18 protein-coding genes are annotated in these 21,484 nt (G+C 72.5%); 7 read left to right on the top strand and 11 right to left on the bottom strand.

Going from position 1 to position 21,484, the window contains the following annotated elements; translation table 11 throughout:
• Positions 1-92 precede the first annotated feature (92 nt).
• Entirely contained in the window at positions 93-875 is a 783-nt protein-coding gene (locus tag ACSHXN_RS08070; RefSeq protein WP_356294873.1) for a CDP-alcohol phosphatidyltransferase family protein, read from the top strand.
• 70 nt (positions 876-945) lie between these two features.
• Here the strand turns inward: ACSHXN_RS08070 and ACSHXN_RS08075 are convergent, their stop codons facing one another.
• Together ACSHXN_RS08075 and ACSHXN_RS08080 are read right to left on the bottom strand one after the other, a co-directional pair.
• Positions 946-1,401 (bottom strand): RpiB/LacA/LacB family sugar-phosphate isomerase, encoded by a 456-nt coding sequence (locus ACSHXN_RS08075; protein ID WP_356111339.1) that lies wholly within the window; start codon positions 1,399-1,401, stop codon positions 946-948.
• Between the two features lie 332 nt (positions 1,402-1,733).
• On the bottom strand, positions 1,734-2,294 hold the full coding sequence (locus tag ACSHXN_RS08080; protein ID WP_355138854.1) for an NADPH-dependent FMN reductase: 561 nt from the start codon (positions 2,292-2,294) through the stop codon (positions 1,734-1,736).
• 117 nt (positions 2,295-2,411) lie between these two features.
• On the opposite strand from ACSHXN_RS08080, the gene ACSHXN_RS08085 reads away from it, so the two are divergent.
• From ACSHXN_RS08085 to ACSHXN_RS08100, 4 genes are all read left to right on the top strand, one after another.
• The gene (locus tag ACSHXN_RS08085) at positions 2,412-2,897 is read left to right on the top strand and encodes a MarR family winged helix-turn-helix transcriptional regulator (protein WP_355138856.1); all 486 of its coding nucleotides are present in this window, start codon (positions 2,412-2,414) and stop codon (positions 2,895-2,897) included.
• A 118-nt stretch (positions 2,898-3,015) separates the two neighbouring features.
• Positions 3,016-3,630, top strand: a complete 615-nt coding sequence (locus ACSHXN_RS08090; protein ID WP_356111336.1) for a DNA polymerase ligase N-terminal domain-containing protein — start codon at positions 3,016-3,018, stop codon at positions 3,628-3,630.
• A complete protein-coding gene (locus tag ACSHXN_RS08095) occupies positions 3,627-3,863 on the top strand; it encodes a hypothetical protein (RefSeq protein ID WP_355138860.1) in 237 nt (78 codons plus the stop codon). The genes ACSHXN_RS08090 and ACSHXN_RS08095 overlap by 4 nt, the downstream gene beginning before the upstream one ends.
• Before the next feature lie 141 nt (positions 3,864-4,004).
• Entirely contained in the window at positions 4,005-4,754 is a 750-nt protein-coding gene (locus ACSHXN_RS08100) for an MBL fold metallo-hydrolase (protein ID WP_355138862.1), read from the top strand.
• A 321-nt stretch (positions 4,755-5,075) separates the two neighbouring features.
• Here the strand turns inward: ACSHXN_RS08100 and ACSHXN_RS08105 are convergent, their stop codons facing one another.
• Positions 5,076-6,527 (bottom strand): MFS transporter, encoded by a 1,452-nt coding sequence (locus ACSHXN_RS08105; RefSeq protein ID WP_356111334.1) that lies wholly within the window; start codon positions 6,525-6,527, stop codon positions 5,076-5,078.
• A gap of 307 nt (positions 6,528-6,834) precedes the next feature.
• Between ACSHXN_RS08105 and ACSHXN_RS08110 the strand changes: the two genes are divergently transcribed.
• Positions 6,835-7,413 (top strand): TetR/AcrR family transcriptional regulator, encoded by a 579-nt coding sequence (locus tag ACSHXN_RS08110; protein WP_331264151.1) that lies wholly within the window; start codon positions 6,835-6,837, stop codon positions 7,411-7,413.
• Positions 7,414-7,458: 45 nt separating this feature from the next.
• Here ACSHXN_RS08110 and ACSHXN_RS08115 read toward each other — a convergent pair whose 3' ends face one another.
• The 8 genes from ACSHXN_RS08115 to ACSHXN_RS08150 form a co-directional block, all read right to left on the bottom strand.
• Positions 7,459-8,238 (bottom strand): TIGR03943 family putative permease subunit, encoded by a 780-nt coding sequence (locus ACSHXN_RS08115; RefSeq protein WP_356294877.1) that lies wholly within the window; start codon positions 8,236-8,238, stop codon positions 7,459-7,461.
• Positions 8,235-9,251, bottom strand: a complete 1,017-nt coding sequence (locus ACSHXN_RS08120) for a permease (protein WP_356111332.1) — start codon at positions 9,249-9,251, stop codon at positions 8,235-8,237. Before ACSHXN_RS08120 ends, ACSHXN_RS08115 begins: the two co-directional genes overlap by 4 nt.
• Positions 9,252-9,379: 128 nt before the next feature.
• Entirely contained in the window at positions 9,380-11,209 is a 1,830-nt protein-coding gene (locus ACSHXN_RS08125) for a phosphatidylglycerol lysyltransferase domain-containing protein (RefSeq protein ID WP_438302853.1), read from the bottom strand.
• A 206-nt stretch (positions 11,210-11,415) separates the two neighbouring features.
• Positions 11,416-12,129: a hypothetical protein gene (locus ACSHXN_RS08130; protein WP_438302854.1), complete on the bottom strand. Its 714-nt coding sequence runs from the start codon at positions 12,127-12,129 to the stop codon at positions 11,416-11,418.
• A 143-nt stretch (positions 12,130-12,272) separates the two neighbouring features.
• A complete protein-coding gene (locus tag ACSHXN_RS08135; protein ID WP_356294882.1) occupies positions 12,273-13,079 on the bottom strand; it encodes a helix-turn-helix domain-containing protein in 807 nt (268 codons plus the stop codon).
• Between the two features lie 224 nt (positions 13,080-13,303).
• A complete protein-coding gene (locus ACSHXN_RS08140) occupies positions 13,304-13,807 on the bottom strand; it encodes an SH3 domain-containing protein (protein ID WP_355138874.1) in 504 nt (167 codons plus the stop codon).
• A gap of 220 nt (positions 13,808-14,027) precedes the next feature.
• Positions 14,028-16,121, bottom strand: coding sequence for an elongation factor G (fusA, locus tag ACSHXN_RS08145; RefSeq protein WP_355138876.1), 2,094 nt, complete (start codon positions 16,119-16,121; stop codon positions 14,028-14,030).
• Between the two features lie 422 nt (positions 16,122-16,543).
• The gene (locus ACSHXN_RS08150) at positions 16,544-17,809 is read right to left on the bottom strand and encodes a serine hydrolase domain-containing protein (RefSeq protein ID WP_356111329.1); all 1,266 of its coding nucleotides are present in this window, start codon (positions 17,807-17,809) and stop codon (positions 16,544-16,546) included.
• Positions 17,810-18,122: 313 nt separating this feature from the next.
• Here ACSHXN_RS08150 and ACSHXN_RS08155 point away from each other — a divergent pair, with 313 nt between their 5' ends.
• The gene (locus ACSHXN_RS08155; RefSeq protein ID WP_438302855.1) at positions 18,123-21,443 is read left to right on the top strand and encodes a right-handed parallel beta-helix repeat-containing protein; all 3,321 of its coding nucleotides are present in this window, start codon (positions 18,123-18,125) and stop codon (positions 21,441-21,443) included.
• The last annotated feature ends 41 nt before the right edge of the window (positions 21,444-21,484 follow it).

Raw genomic sequence — 21,484 nt, forward strand, 5'->3', positions numbered from 1 at the left:
CGATCGGCCGATTCTCCACGTACGCAGCTACGAGAAGTCGCGCACAACGTACGCGCGAAGATCGAATCTGTCACATGGCCGGAGGGTGAGCGGTGGCCCTGAACCACACATACGACGCGAGGCTGTTGCAGCAGGAGACGACCGTGGGAGCGGGCGTGCAGGTGCTGTTGCTGGCCTTGCTGGGCACGGCGATCGGCCTGGGTCCGGCCGGATGGCTGACGGGCCTGGCCTTCGCCCTCGCCACCTGGGCCGTTCTCACACGTGCCGTGCTGCGCTCCCGGTTGCGCTCCTTCGGGCCTGCCAACCGGGTGACGCTCGGCAGGTCCATCCTGGTCGGCGGCGTCACGGCGCTGGTCGCGGACTCGTTCGAGAGCTCGCCGCCGGTGACGGTGTTCGTCGGGCTGACGGCGGTGGCGCTCATCCTGGACGGTGTGGACGGCAAGGTCGCCCGTCGCACGGGAACCTCCTCCGCGCTCGGCGCGCGCTTCGACATGGAGGTCGACGCGTTCCTGATCCTCGTGCTGAGCGTGTACGTGTCGATGTCGCTCGGGCCGTGGGTGCTGCTGATCGGCGGGATGCGGTACGCGTTCGTCGCGGCGGCCAGGGCGCTGCCGTGGCTGAACGGCGAGCTGCCGTCAAGCATGGCCCGCAAGACCGTCGCGGCGCTCCAGGGGATCGCCCTGCTGGTGGCCGCCTCGGGTCTGCTGCCCGAGGCGGCGAACGTCGCCGTCGTCGCCGTCGCGCTGGCGTCCCTGGTCTGGTCCTTCGGGCGTGACGTGCTGTGGCTGTGGAGCGTGCGGGACCTGGGGCTCGACGCGGAGCAGCCCGCCGCTGAGGAGACGCTGAAGCCGGTCGCGGAGCTGGTGGGGGGCTGAGCGGCAGCGCACCCGGCCCGCGGGCCGAACCGGCGCCGCCCCGTGGGTGCCCGGCGGTGAACGCGCTCCCCTACCGGGCCGGACGCCCGGGATCCAGCCCGTTCACGCGGGCCACGTTCTCGCGGTCGACACCGTCCTGGCTCGGCTCGGCGCCGAACCAGGCGTCGAGGATCTCCTTCAGCAGCGGCTCGGACGTCAGACGCAGGCTCAGTGCCAGCACATTGGCGTCGTTCCAGCGGCGTGCCCCGTCCGCCGTGTAGGCGTCGGTGCACAGGGCCGCGCGTACTCCCGGCACCTTGTTCGCGGCGATCGACGCTCCGGTGCCGGTCCAGCAGCAGACGACCGCCTGGTCCGACCTGCCGTCGGCGACCTCGCGGGCCGCGGCCTGCGAGCACGCCGCCCACCGGGGGTCGTCCCCGGGGCGCAACGCGCCATGGGTGAGCACCTCGTGTCCGCGCTCGCGCAGCTCCGCGACGAGGCCGCGTGCGACGGGTTCGTCCATGTCCGAGGAAACCGAGATCCGCATGCCGCGGAGGTTACCCGCTCTTCATGCGCACGCCGGAGGGCCTTCGGGGCCGGGCCCCGAGGGCGGGAGCCCTGGCGCCGCGAAGACCCCGACCGGGACTTCCCGGGGAGGACCTCGTTTCCACCCGGCCGTCCGCCACCCCGATGCCGAACGGCTCGAGGCGGCGCGTCAACGCCTTCCGCGGTTGCCGGCCGGCTCACCCTCGAGACCGGCCCGTCCGCGGCGGGCCGTCGCCTCCCCGGACGGCGGCGAGCTCCCGCACCCCGTGGATGCGGGAGCTCGCGTGTCCGCCGGTACGGGACCGGCTGTGGGCGTCGCTCCGGGCGCCGGCGTCAGTTGGCGCGCAGCGGGGCCAGCGCCGAGCTCCAGGCGATGACCTGGTCGAGGGTCGTGACCAGGGTGTCGCGCTGGACGTCGAGCGGCTTGAAGGTGCTGAAGTTCTCGAAGTCGGTGAACAGCGAGAGGGCGACCTGGCTCCGCACGTCGGCCATCTGCAGCTCACCGGCGATGCCGCGCAGGTGCTCCACCGCGCGGGTGCCGCCGTTGCCGCCGTAGCTCACGAAGCCGACGGCCTTGTTGTTCCACTCCGCGTAGAGGAAGTCGAGGGCGTTCTTCAGTGCGCCGGGCACGGAGCGGTTGTACTCGGGGGTGACGATCACGAAGCCGTCGAGAGACGCGATCTTCTCGGCCCAGGCGTGGGTGTGCGGCTGGGCGTACTGGCCCATCGAGGGCGGGTAGGCCTCGTCGAGCAGCGGCAGCTTGTAGTCGACCAGGTCGACCAGCTCGAACTCGGCGTCGGCACGCTGGGCGGCGATCTCGTGGACCCAGCGGGCGACGGCCTCTCCGTTGCGGCCCGGGCGAGTGCTGCCGAGGATGATGCCGATCTTGGTCATGGTCGTACCTCTGCGTTTCCTGAAAGCGAACATTTCATTGCCTCGTCAAGTAAAAAACTTGCAGAGTCAAGTAGATGCCCGACATTCTTGACTTGTCAAGGAGATAGGATCGCCGGTATGCCGTCCAAGGAACACCGCCTGCCGCCCCTCAGCCCGACCGAGGAGGAGTTCGTGCGTGAGCTGGGCCGGGTGATGATGGCGCTGCCGCGGGTGGTGGACGCCGACATGGCGCGCGACGCCCGGCTCGCCCTGTCCGAGTACACGACCCTCATGCACCTGTCCGAGGCCCCGGGCAGGCACCTGCGGATGAGTGAGCTCGCCGCGGCATGCAACCTCTCGCTCAGCGGGATGACCCGAGTGGTGAACCGCCTCGAGAAACAGGGCCTGATCCAGCGTGCCAAGTGCGACGAGGACAGGCGCGGCTGGAACGCGGTCCTGACCGACTCGGGACTCGAACGCCTCGAAAAGGCGTGGCCGACCCACCTGGCCAGCGTCCGACAGCACATCCTGGACCGTCTCGGCGACTACGACCTCGCCCGCCTCACGTCCGCGCTGCGCCACATCGCGACCACCTCCGCACCGCCCTGCGGCCCGGAGGCCTGATCCGCGCGGTACCGCACCCGCCGCCCGGCGCACCGGGTGTCATCACGGCCGACGGGGTACTCGGGCCGCGGACGACGGGTGCGACCGCTTCGCGGCGGTCGGCGGAAGGGAGCCGGACGTGGGCGGCGGCGATCGGTTGCGGGAGTACCGCGGCAGACGGGACGTCGGCCGGAGCGGCGAGCCACGGGGCAAGGACGCCTCCCCCGGCGAGGGACCCCGCTTCGTGGTGCAGATCCACGACGCGAGCACCCTGCACTTCGACTTCCGGCTCCAGGTCGGCGACGTACTGAAGTCCTGGTCCGTACCCAAGGGTCCGTCCGGCGATCCCGGCGACAAGCGGCTCGCCGTACCCACCGAGGACCACCCGCTGGAGTACGAGGACTTCGAAGGTGTCATCCCGCGGGGCGAGTACGGCGGCGGCACCGTGATCGTCTGGGACCGGGGCACCTACCGGCCGCTGAGTCACGACCGCCGCGGCCGGGCCGTCCCCTTTGAGGAGGCTCTCGAGCACGGGCACGCGACGTTCCGGCTGAACGGGGCCAAGCTCCACGGCGACTACGCCCTCACCCGCTTCCGCGGCGAAGAGGGAGGCGACGGCGAGGAGGCCTGGCTGCTCGTGAAGACCGGGCACGCCGGGGCCGGGCGGCACGGTACGCCCGACCCCCACCGCGCACGCTCGGTGCGCACCGGACGCACCCTCGCTCAGGTCGCCGGGCACGGCGGCGGTCGGTGAGCGGTCCCGCGGGCGGTCTCCCGGACACGCTGCCCGCCGGGGAGCGCCGGCTCAGCGGCGCGGTGCGCGAGCGGGACGCGCACCGGGTGCGGCTCGGACCGGTCGCGCAGATCGGGTCCACGGGGTGGACCAAGGACGGCCTGCCGCGTCATCCGCACTTCCCGGGACTGCGGGACGACAAGGGTGCGGGCGCGGTCGTCCGCGAACGCCCCGGGCGGCACGTGCCGAGGTGACAGGCCGCGCCGTGCCGGGGGTCCGGACGGGCGCCCCACACGGTTGCGAGAGTATGAGCCCGACGCCACCGCCAAAGGTGCCGGCAGCGCGTGCCGAGAAAGGCCCGCCCCTCAGGGGCCCTCAAGAAATACCGGTGATCCATGCTCAACGACGGCATCGTCGAGGTCGGCTCCGATGTATACCTGGTACCGGGGAGCAGTACCAACTGGGTGATCGTCAAGGACGGCGACACCGCCACCCTTGTGGACACCGGCTATCCCAGGGACCGGGAACGTCTCCTCGCGTCGCTGGCCGCGGTGGGTGTCGCCCCGCAGGCCGTGACGGCGGTGCTCATCACCCACGCGCACAACGACCACTTGGGCGCGGCCGAGTACCTGCGCCGCACGCACGGCACGCCCGTCCTGATGCACCGGGCGGAACTGCCCCATGCGCGCCGTGAGTTCCTGCACCAGGTCTCGGTCGGCCAGGTCCTGGCCAACGGCTGGCGCCCCGGCGTCCTTCCCTGGGCCGTCCACGCCCTTCGCGCGGGCGGTACGGAGCACATCCCCGTCGTCGAGCCGCAGGCGTTCCCGACCGAGAGCAGGCTGGACCTGCCCGGCCGTCCGCTTCCGGTCCTCACCCCGGGGCACACCGACGGGCACTGCGCCTACCACCTGCCCGACGCCGGGATCCTGATCACGGGCGACGCACTGGTCAGCGGTCATCCGACCTCCCGCCGGCGCGGCGCACAACTGCTTCCCCGGATGTTCCACCGGGACCGGGCCCGTGCCCTCGACTCCCTGACCGTCCTCGAAGACCTCGAGGCCGACGTTCTTCTCCCCGGCCACGGCCCGGTGCTGCGCAGCACCGTCGGAGTCGCGGTGGAGCACGCGCGCGAACTGGCCGCCTAGGGTCTGTCCGGCCCTGCGCGTCGGGTGCCGTGCACGGCATGGCGGAGGGTCGCCCTGTAGCGGACGCACTCGGGCGTGGCCGACAACGCGGCGAGGTGCCGGGCCGGGCGTCGCGGGCCCGGCGGGAGTCGCCGGAGGGGCCTTGGCGGTTACCGCCGGCGCGGCGGGCCGGTCGCTCCCCCGGGTCCGCGGGGCGGCCGCCGCCCGTCGTCGTCCCGGCCCGGAGCCCCGGCCCCGCTCAGGGCCGGGGTCCTCCGGCCGGTGCGTCGTGGGGCGCACCGGCCGAAAACGATCCGCGGGCCCTCCATGGCCGCGGGCACCTCAGCGCCGCGCACCTCGGACGGCGACCTCGGGCCGCGCGCCCACCTGGGTACCCGACGCCCGGGGCGCTCCCGTCGCCCGCCCCGTACGCCGGGCCGGGACGAGGAGTGCGGCCAGCGCGGCGGCGAGGCACAGCAGGGCCAGCAGGCCGAAGCCGTGCGTGTAGCCGGATGCGTAGGGCAGGCCCGAAGGCTGCAGCCGGCCCGTGACCAGGACGCTGGTGACCGCGGCGCCTATGGAGCCGCCGATCGTCCGGATGTTGGCGTTCATCCCGGTCGCCGCGCCGGTCTGCTCGGCAGAAACGCTGCCGACGATCAGGTTGGCCATCGAGGCGAAGGCCAGTCCGATCCCGAAGCCGAACACGCCCGAGACGAGGGCCACCTGCCACTGCTCGTCGTGCCAGAAGGTCAGGATGGCGCAGGCGACCGCCCCGAAGGCGGCACCCGCCGTGAGCAGCGCCTTGGCTCCCACCACCGGCTCCAGACGGCCGGTGAGAACACCCGAGAGGAACATGGCGACCAGCATCGGCAGCATCAGCAGCCCGGAGGCGGTGACGGACGCGCCGAAGCCGTAACCGGCCGCCCGGGGCGTCTGGACGAAGCCCGGCAGGAAGGACCAGATCGAGTACATTCCCGCGCCGAAGAGCAGGGCGGCGGTGTTGGTGGTCCACACGGCCGGCAGCCGCATCACCTTCAGGTCGATCAGCGGGGAGCGGGAGCGGGCCTCGGCCAGCAGCCACAGCGCGAAGAACACCACCCCGGCGACGAACAGGCCGATCACCCGGGCCGAACCCCAGCCCCACTGGGTCGCCTGGCTGAGCGGCAGCAGCAGGGCCACCAGCCAGGCCGAGAGCAGCACCGCGCCGAGCCAGTTGACACGCCCCTCGGCCCGGCGGGGCGACTCGGGGACGTAGCGGAACGCGATCAGGGTGGTGATCGCGACGACCAGGACCGGGATCCAGAACAGCCAGCGGTAGTCGAGTGCGGACACGATGGGTCCGGCCGCCACGATGCCGACGCCGCCGCCGGCGGCGATCACCGCGGACAGATTGCTGATGCTGCCGCTCACCTGCGACGGGGCGAACTCGTCCCGGATGATGCCGAAGGAGAGCGGGAACAGCGCGCCACCGGCGCCCTGGATCGCGCGGGCGATGATCAACACACCGATGTTCGGTGCGAGCGCGGCGAGGACACAGCCGGCCAGCACGGTGAGCAGGACGGCGACGAGGGTGCGCTTCCTTCCGACGAGGTCGCCCACCCGGCCGAGGATCGGTGTGAAGACCGAGGCGGACAGCAGGTAGGCGGTCATCACCCAGGTCGCGGTGGACTGGGAGGTGTGCAGCGCGTGCTGGACGGTCGGCAGGGCCGGCGCGATCAGCGACTGCAGCATGGAGAACACGCCTGCACCGGTCGCTAGGACCGCGAAGGTGAGGCGGGTGGACTTGCGGGGCATCGAGAGCCTCTCCGAACAGGGTGCGGCCGACGTCGCCCGGCCGCGGTCGTACGGACGCGTGCGCGCTGCGGACAGCGCGAAGCATGCCGACGGCCACGGAGGGACCGGTCGCGGAGCTGGCGGGTGGACGGGCGGCGCGGACTGCGGTCCCGTCTCAGGGGAGAAAAAGGGGGTACGAGGCCGTCGTGGGCGCGTGTGGCCCCACACGCCCACGACGGGCACACCCCGACTGCTAAAGTGGAGGTACGCCTCCACTGTAGCGGAGGCGAACCTCCGCTTCAACCTCGTTCCGGCCAGGGAGGCAGCAGTGACGGTTCAGCCGTTCCCCGTCAGCCAGTTGGTCGCGTCCCAGCGCCCGCACCGGAAGGACGCCGCCCGCAACTACGACGCGCTGATCGCCGCCGCGCGCGAGATCTTCGCGGAGAGCGGCGCGGACGCCTCCCTGGAGGACATCGCCCGCCGCGCCGGGGTCGGCATCGGCACCCTCTACCGGAACTTCCCGACCCGCCGCCATCTCTTCGAGAGCGTGTACGCGGACGAGGTGAACGACCTGTGCCGGGTGGCCCGGGACGTCGCGGAGCTGGATCCGTGGGAGGCACTCACCTCCTGGCTGCGCCGCTTCGTGGACTACACGGTGACCAAGCGGGCCATCCGGCAGGCGATGGACGACGAGTCGGAGATCTTCCTGGCCTGCCGGGAGTCCATGTACCAGGCGGGCGGCCCGCTGTTCGAGCGGGCGCAGAAGGCCGGCCGGGCCCGTACCGACATCAACCTCGACGACCTGCTGCGCATGGTCGCCGGGATCACGGCGACCAACTTCCTGGACGACGCCCAGCGGGACCGGGTGCTGAACGTGGCCCTGGACGGGGTGCGGGCCGACGGCTGACCCGGGGCCGCATCCGGCCGCCGCCCCCGGGGGCCGGCCCGTCCCCTATTGGTTCCAGCTCTCGTCGTAGGGGTCCTTCGGAGTCGGCACCGGCCGGGCGGCGACGACGTCGAGGAACGGGATGATCCCCCCGTTGACGGGATCCTCGGCACGCTTGCCGGTGTAGGTGCCGGTGACCTCGAGCCAGGAGTCGGGCTGCAGCACGGGCGGCAGCTTTCCGTACAGTCCGATCTTCACCGGCTGGGCGTCGGCCGCACAGCAGTTGAGGGCCATGCGGACCAGGTAGGGCGTGCCGCCGCGGTCGAGGGCGACGAACCCCGTGACCTCGACGGTGCGGCCGCCCAGGGAACGCCCGTGCCCGTACGCCGCGCGCCCCGCGTAGTCCACCAGGCTGAGGCTCACGGGATCGCCGGACGGCAGGGCCGGGTAGGCCAGCGGCGGCTGGAGGGCCGTGCCGCTGCGCAGGGCGCTGTAGGAGCCGAGTGCGGGCGGCGCGACCAGGATGAGGGCCAGGAGGGGCAGTACCAGAAGCCAGGAGATCCTGGGCTCGCGATGGCCGTGGCCCCGGTCGTCGTCGTGTCCGTCCTGAACATCGCCGTGCCCGGCGTCCGCCAGCCCGGCGTCCGCACGTCGCCGGGCCTCCCGCGCCCGGCGCAGTTCGTACCAGGCGGTGGCCGCGGCCGCCACGATCAGGACGGCGCCGGCCGCGAGCAGCAGCGGCTGCAGCCCGGCCTTGACGTAGCGCAGATACAGGCTGGTGGTGCCGGCGTGCAGCATCGCCCCGCCGACCAGGAACAGGACGGCCGCTTGTGCCTGACGGTTCACAGCAGCACCGCCCCGACCAGCACCGACATCAGGATCGCCAGCACGAAGGTGGCGGGCGCGAAGCGCAGTGCGAACGAGCGGCCGAAGGTGCCGGCCTGCATCGCGAACAGCTTCAGGTCGATCATCGGTCCGACCACCAGGAACGCCAGCCGTGCGGTGAGCGAGAACTGCGACAGCGACGCGGCGACGAACGCGTCCGCCTCCGAGCAGATCGACAGCAGCACGGCGAGCACCGAGAGCGCGAGGACGGCCACCGCCGGGTTGCCGGCCGCCGTACGCAGCCAGCTCTCCGGGGCCACGGCCTTCAGGGTGGCCGCGGCCATGGCGCCTACGACCAGGAAGCCTCCGGCGTGCATCACGTCATGACGTACCGACCCCCAGAACGCCGCACCCTTGCCGTCGCCCTCGTAGGCGGCGCGGGCCGGCGGCCGCAGCCAGTCCGTGCGGCCGAGCCGCTGCCACAACCAGCCCATGGTGCACGCGACGAGCAGGCTCGCCACGAAGCGGCCGAGCACCATCTCCGGGTTGCGCGGGAACGCGACGGCCGTGGCGGTCAGCACGATCGGGTTGATCGCGGGCGCGGACAGCAGAAAGGCGAGCGCCGCCGAGGGCGCCACACCCCGGCGCACCAGAGCCCCGGCGACCGGCACCGAGGCGCATTCGCAGCCGGGCAGCACCGCCCCGGCGACACCCGCGACGGGTACCGCGAGGCCGGGCCGCCGGGGCAGGGCGCGGGCGAAGAAGGAGGGCGGGACGAACACCGCGAGGGCCGCCGACAACAGGACACCGAGCACGAGGAACGGCAGCGCCTGTACCACCACCGCGAGGAACACGGTCATCCAGCTCTGCATCACCGGCGCGGACAGCGCCCGCCGGATCGGGCCCTGTCCGACGACCAGCAGGAGCAGCAGCAGGACCAGACCGTGGGTGGAGGTGAACTGCCAACCCTGTTGAGGGGGCTCCTCGCCGTGGCGCCGTTCGACCGGCGCCGGGGGTGCTTTGACGATCGTCACGGGCGGGGTACCTCCGGGAGGAGCAGGCGGCGCGGGGGGCTTCCCCTCCCCTCCTGTACGCGGTCCCGGGCACCGCGTCTCACCGCGAACCCGGGACTTTGCCGCTCGATGACCCTTCGCGTACCCGGTCAGGAACCTTTCCCGTACGTCGCTCGCGGCTGCCCCTGGGCGGCCCGCCGGTGGCGCCGCCCGAGGGACGGCAGGCTCGGCACGGTGAGGAAGCCCTCTGCCCAGGCGCTGGCGATGCCGATGCGCGGGATGTCGGCGCTCTTCTCGAACAGCAGGAAGCGCGGCTCCCACACGGGGCGGTACTTGGCGTTCGCACGGTAGAGGGATTCGATCTGCCACCAGCGGGAGAAGAACGTCAGCACCGAGCGCCACAACCGCAGGACCGGGCCCGCGCCCAGGCGGGAGCCGCGTTCGAACACCGCTCGGAACATGGCGAAGTTGAGCGAGACCCGCTCGAGGCCGAGTTCCCGGGCGCGCAGCAGAAGCTCGATGACCATGAACTCCATCAGGCCGTTCTCGCACCGGCGGTCGCGCCGCATCAGGTCGAGGGAGAGGCCGCGCTCCCCCCAGGGCACAAAGCTGAGCAGGGCCCGGGGCTCTCCCGCGCTGTCGCGGCACTCGAGCATCACGCAGCCGTCGTCGGCGTGGTCGCCGAGGCGGCCGAGCGCCATGGAGAAGCCGCGCTCACCGCCTCCGTCCCGCCACTGGTCGGCCTTCTCGATCAGCGTGGTCATCTCGGACTCGGGGATGTCGCCGTGGCGGCGGATCCGCACCGTGTAACCGGCCCGGCCCACACGGTTGTGCGCCTGGCGCACTACCCGCATCGCGCGTCCCTCCAGGCTGAAGTCGGCGACCTCCACGATGGCCTCGTCACCGAGTTCGAGCGCGTCGAGGCCGTGCCGGGCGTAGATCGTCCCGGCCTCTTCCCCGGCGCCCATGACGGCGGGGGTCCATGCGTGCCGGCGGGCCTCCTCCAGCCACGCGTCGATGGCGCCGGGCCATGCCTCGGGGTCGCCGATCGGGTCACCGGAGGCCAGGGTGACGCCGCCGACGACGCGGTAGGTGATGGCGGCCTTTCCGCTCGGGGACCAGATGACGGCCTTGTCGCGGCGGAGCGCGAAGTAGCCGAGGGAGTCGCGTTCGCCGTGTCCGGCGAGGAGGGTCCGCAGCCGCTGCTCGTCCTGCTCGCCGAGCAGTTCCCGGCCTCTGGGGGCGCGGAAGCAGGCGTAGAGGACGAGGAGGAAGGTGGCTGCCATCAGGACGTTGATGATGATGTCCACCCAACGCGGCGCGTCGACGGTGTCGATGCGGTCGGCGAGCGGGCCGACACTGACCCCGCGCAGCAGCGTGTACGCGATCCTGTCGGCCGGTGAGGCGCCGGGCACCTTGTTGGTGGCGTCCACCAGCAGGGTGCCGATGCCTCCGCTGACCAGGACGCCGCAGGCGCCCACGACGAGCGCGAGCTTGGGGTTGGAGCGGTCGCCCACGGCCCGGAACTCCTTGCGGCCGAGCAGCAGGGCGGCCACGAACACGCCGGTGAGCAGCGTCGAGATCCAGTTGAAGACGTGCTGCCGGTAGGCGCCCTGGGTCAGGGCGAGGACGTAGAGCGCGAACAGCGGACCGGCCAGCAGCATGTTGAAGATCCATGCGGCCCGCTTGCGGCGCCGCATGACCACGGCGAGGAACAGCGCGAGGGCCGCGGACACGAGTCCGGCGGTGGCCAGGTACGGGGTGAAGAACTGGCCGACGTTGTGCTCGTGCACCTCTTCGCGGAAGGGCAGTGAGAGAACCGCCACGATGTTCAGCACGGCCTGCAGCCTCAGGTACCAGACCGTGGCGGCGGCGGCCCCGGGGCGCAGCCGGGCGTGCAGGGGCGTGCGTTCCCCCGCCGAACCCCGCGGATGCAGGGCCTGCTGCCGGGGGATCAGTGTCGATTGCTGTGCGGGCACCGCGATGACTCACCTTGACGGGGGCCGGAGCGACCGGCGTGGACGGAAGAGGACACTTGTGCGGGGACGGTCTGCCCTCGGCCGGCCGTCTCGGCCATCACATCGAACCTACATGCCGTAGGGGCGGCCGTGACCCCGCCCACGGTAGGAGTCAGGCAAGAACGGCCGCTCCGGCCGGGACCGACGCGCACGGGACCCCGGCATCGCTACTGGGCTCTCTCCTCCGCACCCACGGCTCGCTCCCGCTCCCCGGGCCGGCCGTCCGCGTGCCGCGCCTCGACGCGGTCGCTTCCGGCACGCCGATGATCGGCGTTTCCGGGATCGAGTTGCCCCAGCAGGAACGGGACCACTCCCCGCTCCAGCACGGCATGCTCCCAGTCCGCGCGGGCCGCGCACACCTCCGGATCGCCGTCCGCGCGACCGCCCCCGCCCCGCCCGCGGCGGCCCCGCGACCGGGTCGCCAGGATCCAGGCGAGGTCCCCCAGAGCCGCACCCGCCGTCACGGCGGCGGCGATCACCCCGGCCATCACCAGGCCGTCGCCGATGTGGGGGCGTACGGCGAAGGCGCGCAGGCCGAATCCGCACAGCAGGAACACACCGGTGGCCGCGGCCCCGAGACTCGGCACCAGCACCGCGAGCACGGGGAGCAAACCGCCCCTGGACCGGCCGTCGGCGTCCGGCCCCCGTCCGCCACGGGCGAGGGCGGCGGCCCGCAGCGTGAGATAGCGGGCGTACTCCTCGGGTGCGGCGGCGGCGAGCCTGTCGCACGCCTGAAGGGCCCGCGCCCGCAGCGCCGCCCGCGACGGACCCGCGCCCCCGGCGTCGATCGCGTGCGCGACCCGCGGAAGGTCGAGGGCCCGGTCCACCAGCCGTTCGTAGAGCGGACCGTCGGCCGGTGACGGCTCGTCGGACTCCTGCACAGATCCCCCGATCGGTGACGAGGTGCCGGCCGATGCCGACCGGCGGACGGACGGGCCAAACCCTACAACATGTAGGACAACCGTCAGGGGGAAAGCGGCGACATGGGGCACGGCGTGTGCGCATGTCCGGTACGGCCATCGGATCATTGATCACCGCCGGACAGGGCACCGAGGCCGGTACAGGCCAGATTGCCGTCCACCTCGGCACACGCCTCCACACCTTCGGGCGATGCCGCGGCCAACATGGGACTCGCCGTGCCACCGGAGCCGTCGCCCGGGTACGCCGCGGACAGCACGTCGCGCCCGGAGCGCACGGAGATCACACGGTCCGCCGACTTCCGCGCCACGACCTCGGCCCAGGCCGTTCCGCAGGACGGCGAGTACTCGAGCCGTACCGCGTAGGAGGCGGCCCGGACCGTGCTCTTGGTCTGGGCGTCCCGGTCACAGGCGGCGACATCGGGCAACTGGCCCTGGCAGGCGCTGCCCCGGCACCGGTGGGAGGCCGCCGCCGGCCGTCCGCCCGGCGCTCCCGAACGGTGGGAGGTCACCAGGGTGACGGCCACGGCGGCGATGGTGACGATCAGGGCGAGCGCCGACAGCGGCAGCCGCCGCAGGCGGACGCGGCGCGACGGGGCGGGCACGGCGTGCACGGGCGCGTCCACGGCCGGCGGGCCGTCGGCCGTCTCCCACAGGTCCAGAACGGGGGCGGGGTCGACGCCCGCGAGGTGCGCGAGCGCCTCCACCGCCGAACGCGGGGGCCGCTGGGCACCGTTGAGATAGCGGTGCCAGGCCGACTTGCTGTAGGGGGTACGCGCGGCCAGGGCCGCGAGACTGAGACCGGTGCTCTCCTTCAGATCGCGCAGCTCCGTCACGAACGGTCCGCCCATCGGTGCGAACGGGGCGGCCGCGGGCCCGTGGGGCTCCTCCGTCCGTGCTGCGCCTGCCTTCACGGTCTCGATCCTTGGGACTGTCGCATGACCTTTCCCTCAACGCCGATTCCACTTTGGGCGGTTCGCCCACGTTGTGGGGATGTGTTCCCTTGTTTGAGGGGCCGTCACACATCGGGAGCGGTATGAGGAGGGTGAACCGACGGGACCGGGACGCACCGACGGTCTGCCCGGACACACGGGGTGCCCGGGCAGACCGATTTCCTGGAGGGGTTGAGGGTGGGGCTTCAGCACCAGCGCACGGTGCTCCGCGGACGGACGTAGTGGGCGGAGACGTATCCCCTGCCGCCCGCGAGCCGGTACCAGCGCCGGTTCCCGAAGACGTACGAGCCGTGCTTCTTGCAGACCAGCAACACCCGGCCCTGCGCCCGGCGGTGGCTGATCACACGGTAGCCGAGTCCGGGGCCGGAGCGGACGTTCAGCGACCTGTGCTGCGTGGCGACCCGGCCCACGACCCGCCGGGCACGGTGGTGGTACGCCGCCCCCGTGACGTGGTGGACGCGGCGCGTGTGCCGGACGTAGTGGTGGTGGTGCGTGAACCGGTGCGCGCGGTGACGGACGGGAGTGTGCCGGGCGGGGACCGGGAACTGCGTGTGCGGGCGGTGCGGAACCGTCACGACGACCGATGCCGGGCCGGCGTGGTCGCCCTCGGCGGCAAGGGCCGCCGAGGGCACGAGCGCGAACATCGCGACCGCGGCCATCAGGCCGCCCTGCAGTGTCCGACGAATCATGGAAACCTCCGTGCTGACAGTGCCGATCACGAGGCGTGATCTCACGTCGCCCAGCGTTTCCGTGCCGACGCCCGGGAATTCCGTTCCAGCGTTCCAGGGACGCGAGGAACGTCCCGTGGGACGGGGCGGGCGCCCTGACCTGCCGACGCCCGTCCCCACCACGCAGGCCCCGGGGCGCCCGGACGGCCCCGCCCGCTCGGGGCGAGGCCGTCGCCGGGCCCTACCGGGGCACCGTCCCGTCGGACGCGGCGCCCTGAGCCCGGACATGACCGGCCGGCCTGGCGGTGAAGGACCCGCGGCCCTGGGTACGGCTGCGCAACCGGGTCGCGTAGCCGAACAGTTCGGCCACCGGCACGGTGGCGGTGACCACCGTGCCGCCCAACCGCGCCGTGGAACCCGTGATCCGGCCACGGCGCGCCGCCAGATCGCCCAGCACCCCGCCGACGGCGTCGTCGGGCACGGTCACCGTGACCTCGGCCACGGGCTCCAGCAGGAGCATCGAGCACGCCCGCAGCGCGGCCCGCAGGCCGAGCCGCCCGGCCGTGCGGAACGCCGTCTCCGAGGAGTCCTTCGGATGGATCGCGCCGTCCGTCAGCACGACGCGCAGCCCGGTCACCCGATGACCGCCGAGCGGCCCCTCGGCCAGGGCGTCCCGGCAACCGGCCTCCACGGCCCGTGCGTACTCCTGCGGCACCCGGCCGCCCACGACGGCCGAGCGGAACGCGAAACCGGTCGCGGCGTCACCGTCGCCCTCGGGCGGCAACGGCTCCACGTCGAGGACGACATGGGCGAACTGACCCGCACCGCCGTCCTGTTTGACGTGCCGGTACACCAGGCCGGTGACACCGCGGGCCACGGTCTCCCGGTACGTCACCCGCGGCCGGCCGACGGCGAGGTCGAGTCCGTGGTCGCGGCGGATCTTCTCCACCGCCACCTCCAGGTGCAGTTCACCCATGCCGGACAGCACCGTCTGCCCGGTCTCCGGGTCGGTCCGCAGAGCCAGTGAGGGGTCCTCCTCGACCAGTCGCGCCAGTGCCGGACCCAGCCTGCCGGCGTCGGCGCTCCTGCGGGCCTCGAGCGCGACCGAGACCACCGGTTCGGCGACCGTGGGCGCTTCGAGGACAAATGGTGCCCCCGGTGCGCACAGCGTCGATCCGGGACGGGCCGCCTTCGGACCGACCACCGCGACGATGTCGCCGGCCACGGCCAGTTCCAGCTCCGTATGGCGGTCGGCCCGCACCCGCAGGATCCGGGCGATCCGCTCGGTACGCCCGGCTCCCGCGTCCATCACCGTCTCCCCCTTCCTCAAGGTGCCCGAATAGACACGCAGATACGTGAGCCGGCCGGTGGCACCCGCCTGCACCTTGAACGCCAGCGCCGCGAACGGCGCCGCCGGATCGGCCGCCCGCTCCCGCTCCACGCCGTCCACGGTGCCGCGCACCGCGGGCACGTCCAGGGGCGAGGGCAGATACGCCACGACGGCGTCCAGCAGCGGCTCGACACCGCGGTTGCGGTAGGCGGAGCCGCACAGCACCACCAAGCCGTCGCCCGTGCGCGTGAGGTCGCGCAGCGCACGGCCGAGCGTCCGCTCGCCGAGCGCCGAAGCGGCGCAGAACTCCTCCAGCGCCGACGGGTGCAGTTCGGCCACGGCCTCCTCCAGCAGTCTGCGACGCCGCAGCGCCTCCGCACGCAGGGCGTCCGGTACCGGGCCCTCCTCGGCCGTGTCGATGCCGTCGGTCCAGATCAGCGACCGCATGCGCAGCAGGTCCACCACACCGGTGAAGTCCGCCTCCGCGCCGATCGGCATCTGCACGACCAGCGGGGCGGGATGCAGCCGCCGCCGGATCGACTCCACCGCCGTGTCGAGATCGGCACCCGCACGGTCCAGCTTGTTGACGAAGGCGATCCGCGGCACCCCGTGGCGGTCGGCCTGCCGCCACACCGACTCGCTCTGCGGCTCGACGCCCGCGACCGCGTCGAACACCGCGATCGCTCCGTCCAGTACGCGCAGCGAACGCTCGACCTCGTCGGCGAAGTCGACGTGGCCCGGAGTGTCGATCAGGTTGATCCGGTGGCCGTCCCAGGCACAACTGGCCGCCGCGGCGAAGATGGTGATCCCACGATCGCGCTCCTGGGGGTCGAAGTCGGTGACGGTCGTGCCGTCATGGACCTCCCCGCGTTTGTGGGTGGTCCCGGTGGCAAACAGGATCCGCTCGGTGACGGTGGTCTTACCGGCGTCGACGTGGGCCAGGATGCCCAGGTTGCGAACGGCGGTGAGCGGACTGGTGAGGTGACGGAGCAGGTCGGTACGCACGGCCCGTGGCCTTTCAGGGTGATTCCGAACAGGGCGGCGCGATTCCCGGGCGAACGGGCCCGGCGCAGAAGCGGTTCGAGACGCGACGGCTCGGCCCGGCACGGCGTGCTCGGGCGGAGGGGTCTCGGACGTCAGTCGTTCGTCACGGGCATCCGGTGCCGGCCGCGCAGCCGGCACCGGACCTTCCGGGACACCGGAATCACCTCGGACCGCGACGGGGGGACGACGACGGTGGTGGGCTCACGCACGGCCGGCTCCCCTCACTGGTCACGGAACGCGCCGCACAGACGTGGCGGCGCGCGATGTGTGACGAGTGTAGGGAGCGGGCCGGGACGCAGGCACCGGATTTTCTTCCCGGCCCGGAGGCGGACCGCAGCCCGCACGATCCCCGAACTGCCCGCCTGCGACCGGTCCGTCGTCCGTCACCGGGCCGCGGGCTGGGCGCGCAGGTCGAAGACGTGCCCGGGCGTGGCGATCCTCGTGACGGCTTCGCCGAAAAGTGTGCTGGGCTCCTGACCGTCATGGTCGATGTCGGTGTTGAGCAGGATCACGAGCGTCGCCCGCGCCGACGGGAGGTACACCGTCAGGGACTCGTAGCCCGGCAGTGATCCGTTGTGCCCGAGCCAGCCCCGTACGTTGAAGATGCCGAGTCCGTACCCCGCGCCGCGGATCGCGGTCGGGGGCGTGGTCAGACGCTGCCTCTGCAGGGCGGGGCTGATCAGCGGGCCGCCGTTCGGGAGCGTGCCCGTGGCGACCGTACGCGCCCAGACGCTCAGATCGCGCAGATCGGAGATCATCGCTCCGGCCGCCCAGCCCCAGGAGGGGTTCCAGTCGGCCGCGTCCTCGGTCTTCCCGCTCGCGGTCTGGGCCGTGTACCCCTGCGCGTGCGGGGCCGGGAACGTCGCGTCGGACGGGAACGACGTGTGGTGCAGCCCGGCCGGGGCGAGGATGTTCTTCTCGATGAAGTCCCCGAGCCGCTGACCGCTGACCTTCTCGACGACCAGACCGAGCAGGACGAGGTTCGTGTTGCAGTAGTCGAACTTCTCTCCCGGCGAGAACTGCACGGGGTGCCGGAAGGAGTAGTCCAGCAGTTGCCGCGGTGTGAAGGAACGCCGAGGATCGGAGGTCAGTGCCCGGTAGAAGTCGTCGTCCTCGGAGTAGTTGAACAGCCCGCTGCGCATCCCGGCCAGGTCGCGCAGGGTGATCCTGTCCCCGTTCGGCACGCCCTCGACGTACTTCCCGATGGGATCGTCCAGGGCGGCCCTGCCCAGATCGACGAGCTGGAGCAGGGCCGTCACGGTGAACGTCTTGGTCTCACTGCCGATCCGCACGTCCAGGTTCCGGGACATCCGCTCCCCGCCGGCCTTGTCCGCGACCCCGAACGACCGCACGTATTTGCCCCTGTCCTGCATCCACAGCCCCACGGTCACCCCCGGCACGTCCGCCTCCCGCATGACCCGGCGCACGGCCGTGTCGAGTTGCCGCCGCACGTCGGGCGTGAGGTCCCGTACGTCCTGAGTGGCCAACGGCGTGGCGTCGGGCGGCAGGTGCGGCAGGGCGACGGTGACGGCGTTGGTGTCCGGCTCCGGCATACCGAACGTGGCCGCGGCGACGAGCGGCAGTACGAGCGTCCCTGCCGTGGCGACCGTCGCGGCCGCCCTGCGCAGCCGTCCACGCGAATGCGTCATGGGCTGACTCCAACCGGGCCGCGGAGCACGGCCTGCCGTAGGTCACGACCCCCGGGGTTCCAAGTCAGCATATGTCGGGTGGCGGTGTGGCCCGCGGCGGGTTCCGCCAGGTGGGGGACGCACCGGACGGCGGCCGACGGACAGTCCGGGCGGGGCGGGCCGCCGGGTGTTCCGAGCCGGGCGGATTCGGCGGTGCGACAGGGCTGGTGTGGCCGGGCGCTCCTGTCGCCCGGCATGATGGTGCCGCTCACGCCAGGCACCGCCGGGCATCCCGGTCCCGTGGACGCCGGTGCCGTCTACAGGAGGTTCACGCTTGTCACGCCAGGTACTGACCGTCGGCCACGAGCGGCCGGGCGGCTATCGGACGATCGGTGAGGCCCTGGCGAGGGCGCGCAGCGGAGCCGTCATCAGCGTTCTCCCCGGTACCTACGCGGAGAACCTGACGATCACCACCCCGGTCACCATCGTCGCCGAACAGTCCCGCGGCACGGTCGAGATAGCCCCACGCCGGGGCAGCGCCGTGGTGCTGAAGGCGGACGCCGTGCTGCTCACCGACCTCGTGATCCGGGGCCGGGACGACGAACTGCCGGTCATCGACGTCCCGCGCGGGCAGGTCGCGATGGACGGCTGCGAGGTCAGCGGTACCGCCTGGGCCGCGCTGCTGGCCCGGGGCAGCGGCTCGCTGGCCCTGCGGGACTGCCGGATCAGCAATCCGGGGGGTGCCGGGGTGGTCGCCACCTCGGCCGTGGACAGCTCCATCGAGTCCTGCACCATCGAACATCTCGGCACCTCGGGCGTGGTGATCGGTGAGAGCGGCCGGATCACCGTGCGCGGCTGCACCATCCGTGACGCCCGCGGCAACGGTGTGCTCGCCAACGGCGAGGCACAGGGCTCCGTCGAGGAGTGCGACATCTCCTCCACCGACAAACCGGCCATCGCGCTGGAGGACCGCAGCACCACCCGGGTGCTGCGCACGGTCGTCCACGACACGAGCACCGGCGTCCACCTCACCAGCCAGTCCCGTACGACGCTCGAGGACGTGCGGGTCACCGGCACCTCGGGACCGGGCGTGGTGCTGGGCGGTGGCACCGACCCGCTGCTGCGCCGCTGCCGCACGGCCCGCACCAAGAGCCACGGACTGCTGGTCACCGAGCGTTCGCGGGGCACCTTCGAGGACTGCTGGCTGGACGCGGCGCAGGCACCGGCGCTGCGGGTGACGGGATCGGCCTCCCCCGTCCTGGTCGGGCTGACGATCCGCGACTGCGCGGAGACGGCCGTGCTGCTGGAGGAGGACTCGGCCGCCGAACTGGACCGGATGGAGATCCTCGACGCGGCCGGGGCGGGTGTCTCCATACGCACCGGGGCCAATCCGCTGCTGCGCCGTGCCCGCATCAGCGCACCGGGCGGCCACGGAGTCGAGGTCGTGAAGGACGGCCGGGGGCGGCTGGAGGACTGCGAGATCGAGCGGCCGGGCGGCGCGGGCATCCGGTCCGAGGACGACGGCAACGTCTACGTCGGCGGCGGCAGTGTCGATTCCCCGTCCGCGGGCGGTCTGTCGATCGGCGCCGGCGGCATCATGACCGTCCGGGACTGCGAGGTCCGTGCCCCCGCCGAGGCGGGGATCACCGTGCAGGAGGACGGGGAGGTCACCGCCACCCGGGTGAAGGTGAGCGGGAGCACCGGTCACGGCGTCCTCGTCGCCGACGGCGGGCGGGGCTCGTTCAACGCCTGCGAGGTGGCCGCGAGCGCCAAGGACGGCTACCGGATCGAGAGCACCTCACCGGTGTCCGTCGTCAACTGCACCGCCCGCGACAACGCCGGAGGCGGCCTGGTCCAGGCCAGGCCCGGAGACCGGCTCGCCGTCGAGGGGCTGACCAGCAGCGGGAACGGCAAGCGGGACGCATGGGGACTCGGTGAGGCCGAGGGCACCGACCCGGCGTCCGGCGGCGACGGTGACACGGGGCTCACCCGCGAGGACGGGCCGCTGGCCGCGCTCGACGGCCTCATCGGTCTGGAGAACGTCAAGCACCAGGTCCGCACGCTCGTCAACCTCACCCAGCTCGCCCAGCGCCGTGCCCGGCTCGGCATGTCCGCGCCGCCGATGAGCCGCCACCTCGTCTTCGCCGGCCCGCCCGGCACCGGTAAGACGACCGTCGCACGCCTGTACGGCACCATCCTCGCCGAACTGGGCGCACTGCGCTCGGGACACCTGGTCGAGGTCTCGCGTGCCGACCTGGTCGCCCAGATCGTGGGCGGCACCGCGATCAAGACCACCGAGACCTTCACCAAGGCGCTCGGTGGCGTGCTCTTCATCGACGAGGCCTACACCCTGTTGTCCGACGGACGCAGTTCGGGCGCCGACTTCGGCCGGGAGGCCGTGGACACGCTGCTGAAGCTGATGGAGGACCACCGCGAGGACATCGTGGTGGTGGCGGCGGGGTACTCCGCCGAGATGGAGGCGTTCCTCGCCTCCAACCCCGGTCTGGCGTCGCGTTTCTCCCGCACCGTCGAGTTCGAGAACTACGCGGTGCCGGAGCTGGTGGCGATCGTGGAGAGCATGTGCGCCCGCCACCAGTACGAGCTGGACGACACCGCGCGCAAGGCGCTCGCCCTGCACTTCGAGCGCATGCCGAAGGACGCCACGTTCGGCAACGGCCGGGCGGCCCGGCAGGTGTTCGAGGAGATGGTGGACCGGCAGGCGTTCCGGCTGGCGTCGTTGTCGGACGTCGGCGAGCGGGACCTGACGCTGCTTGTGGCGGAGGACCTCGGTGAGGAGGTCGCCGCGGCCGTGTCGGGCGAGTCCACCGCGGGGCAGGAGAGCGACCCGCTGGCCCGGCTGGGCGACCTCGTGGGCCTGGCCGCCGTCAAGCGGGACGTCACCGACCTGGTCAACCTTCTGTCCACCGCGCGCCAGCGCGAGGCCGCCGGGCTTCCGGTACCGCGCATCAGCCACCATCTGGTCTTCACCGGACCGCCCGGCACGGGCAAGACCACCGTCGCACGGCTCTACGGCGAACTCCTCGTCTCCCTCGGCGTACTGCCACGCGGCCAGCTGGTGGAGGTGTCCCGTGCGGACCTGGTGGGCCGGTACGTCGGCCACACCGCCCAGCTCACCCGCGAGGTCTTCGAACGGGCCCTGGGCGGTGTGCTGTTCGTCGACGAGGCCTACACCCTGACGCCGTCGGGGCCGTCCGCGGGCTCCGACTTCGGGCGGGAGGCGGTGGACACGCTGCTCAAGCTCATGGAGGACCACCGCGACGAGGTCGTGGTGATCGTCGCCGGCTACACGGAGGAGATGGAGCGCTTCCTGTCCTCCAACCCCGGTCTGTCGTCCCGCTTCTCCCGGCGGGTCGAGTTCCCGGACTACTCCTCGGACGAGCTGGTGACCATCGTGCGCCAGCACGCCACCTCGGCGGGATACGAATGCGGGCCGGGTACGGGCCAGGTGCTGCGCAAGTACTTCGACTCACTGCCGCGTGACCGCTCGTTCGGCAACGCGCGGCTCGCCCGCCAGGTCCTGGAGGGCATGATGACCCGTCAGGCCGGCAGGCTGAGCACGATGGCGGCGCCGGGCATCGAGGACCTGCGTCTGCTGGTGCCCGGCGACGCGCCCTGGCAGGAGCCCGTCGTGTGACGGACGGAGTCCGGGTCCGGGTCCGGGCCGTCGCGGGCCCG

Source organism: Streptomyces sp. HUAS TT11, assembly GCF_051553595.1.
Classification (GTDB): domain Bacteria; phylum Actinomycetota; class Actinomycetes; order Streptomycetales; family Streptomycetaceae; genus Streptomyces.

Bases quoted from the DNA above. Each gene is read 5' to 3' on its own strand.
- ACSHXN_RS08140 (WP_355138874.1), bottom strand. From the start codon at position 13,807: ATGATTCGTCGGACACTGCAGGGCGGCCTGATGGCCGCGGTCGCGATG.
- ACSHXN_RS08075 (WP_356111339.1), bottom strand. From the start codon at position 1,401: ATGCGGATCTCGGTTTCCTCGGACATGGACGAACCCGTCGCACGCGGC.
- ACSHXN_RS08100 (WP_355138862.1), top strand. From the start codon at position 4,005: ATGCTCAACGACGGCATCGTCGAGGTCGGCTCCGATGTATACCTGGTA.
- ACSHXN_RS08150 (WP_356111329.1), bottom strand. From the start codon at position 17,809: ATGACGCATTCGCGTGGACGGCTGCGCAGGGCGGCCGCGACGGTCGCC.
- ACSHXN_RS08085 (WP_355138856.1), top strand. From the start codon at position 2,412: ATGCCGTCCAAGGAACACCGCCTGCCGCCCCTCAGCCCGACCGAGGAG.
- ACSHXN_RS08080 (WP_355138854.1), bottom strand. From the start codon at position 2,294: ATGACCAAGATCGGCATCATCCTCGGCAGCACTCGCCCGGGCCGCAAC.
- ACSHXN_RS08105 (WP_356111334.1), bottom strand. From the start codon at position 6,527: ATGCCCCGCAAGTCCACCCGCCTCACCTTCGCGGTCCTAGCGACCGGT.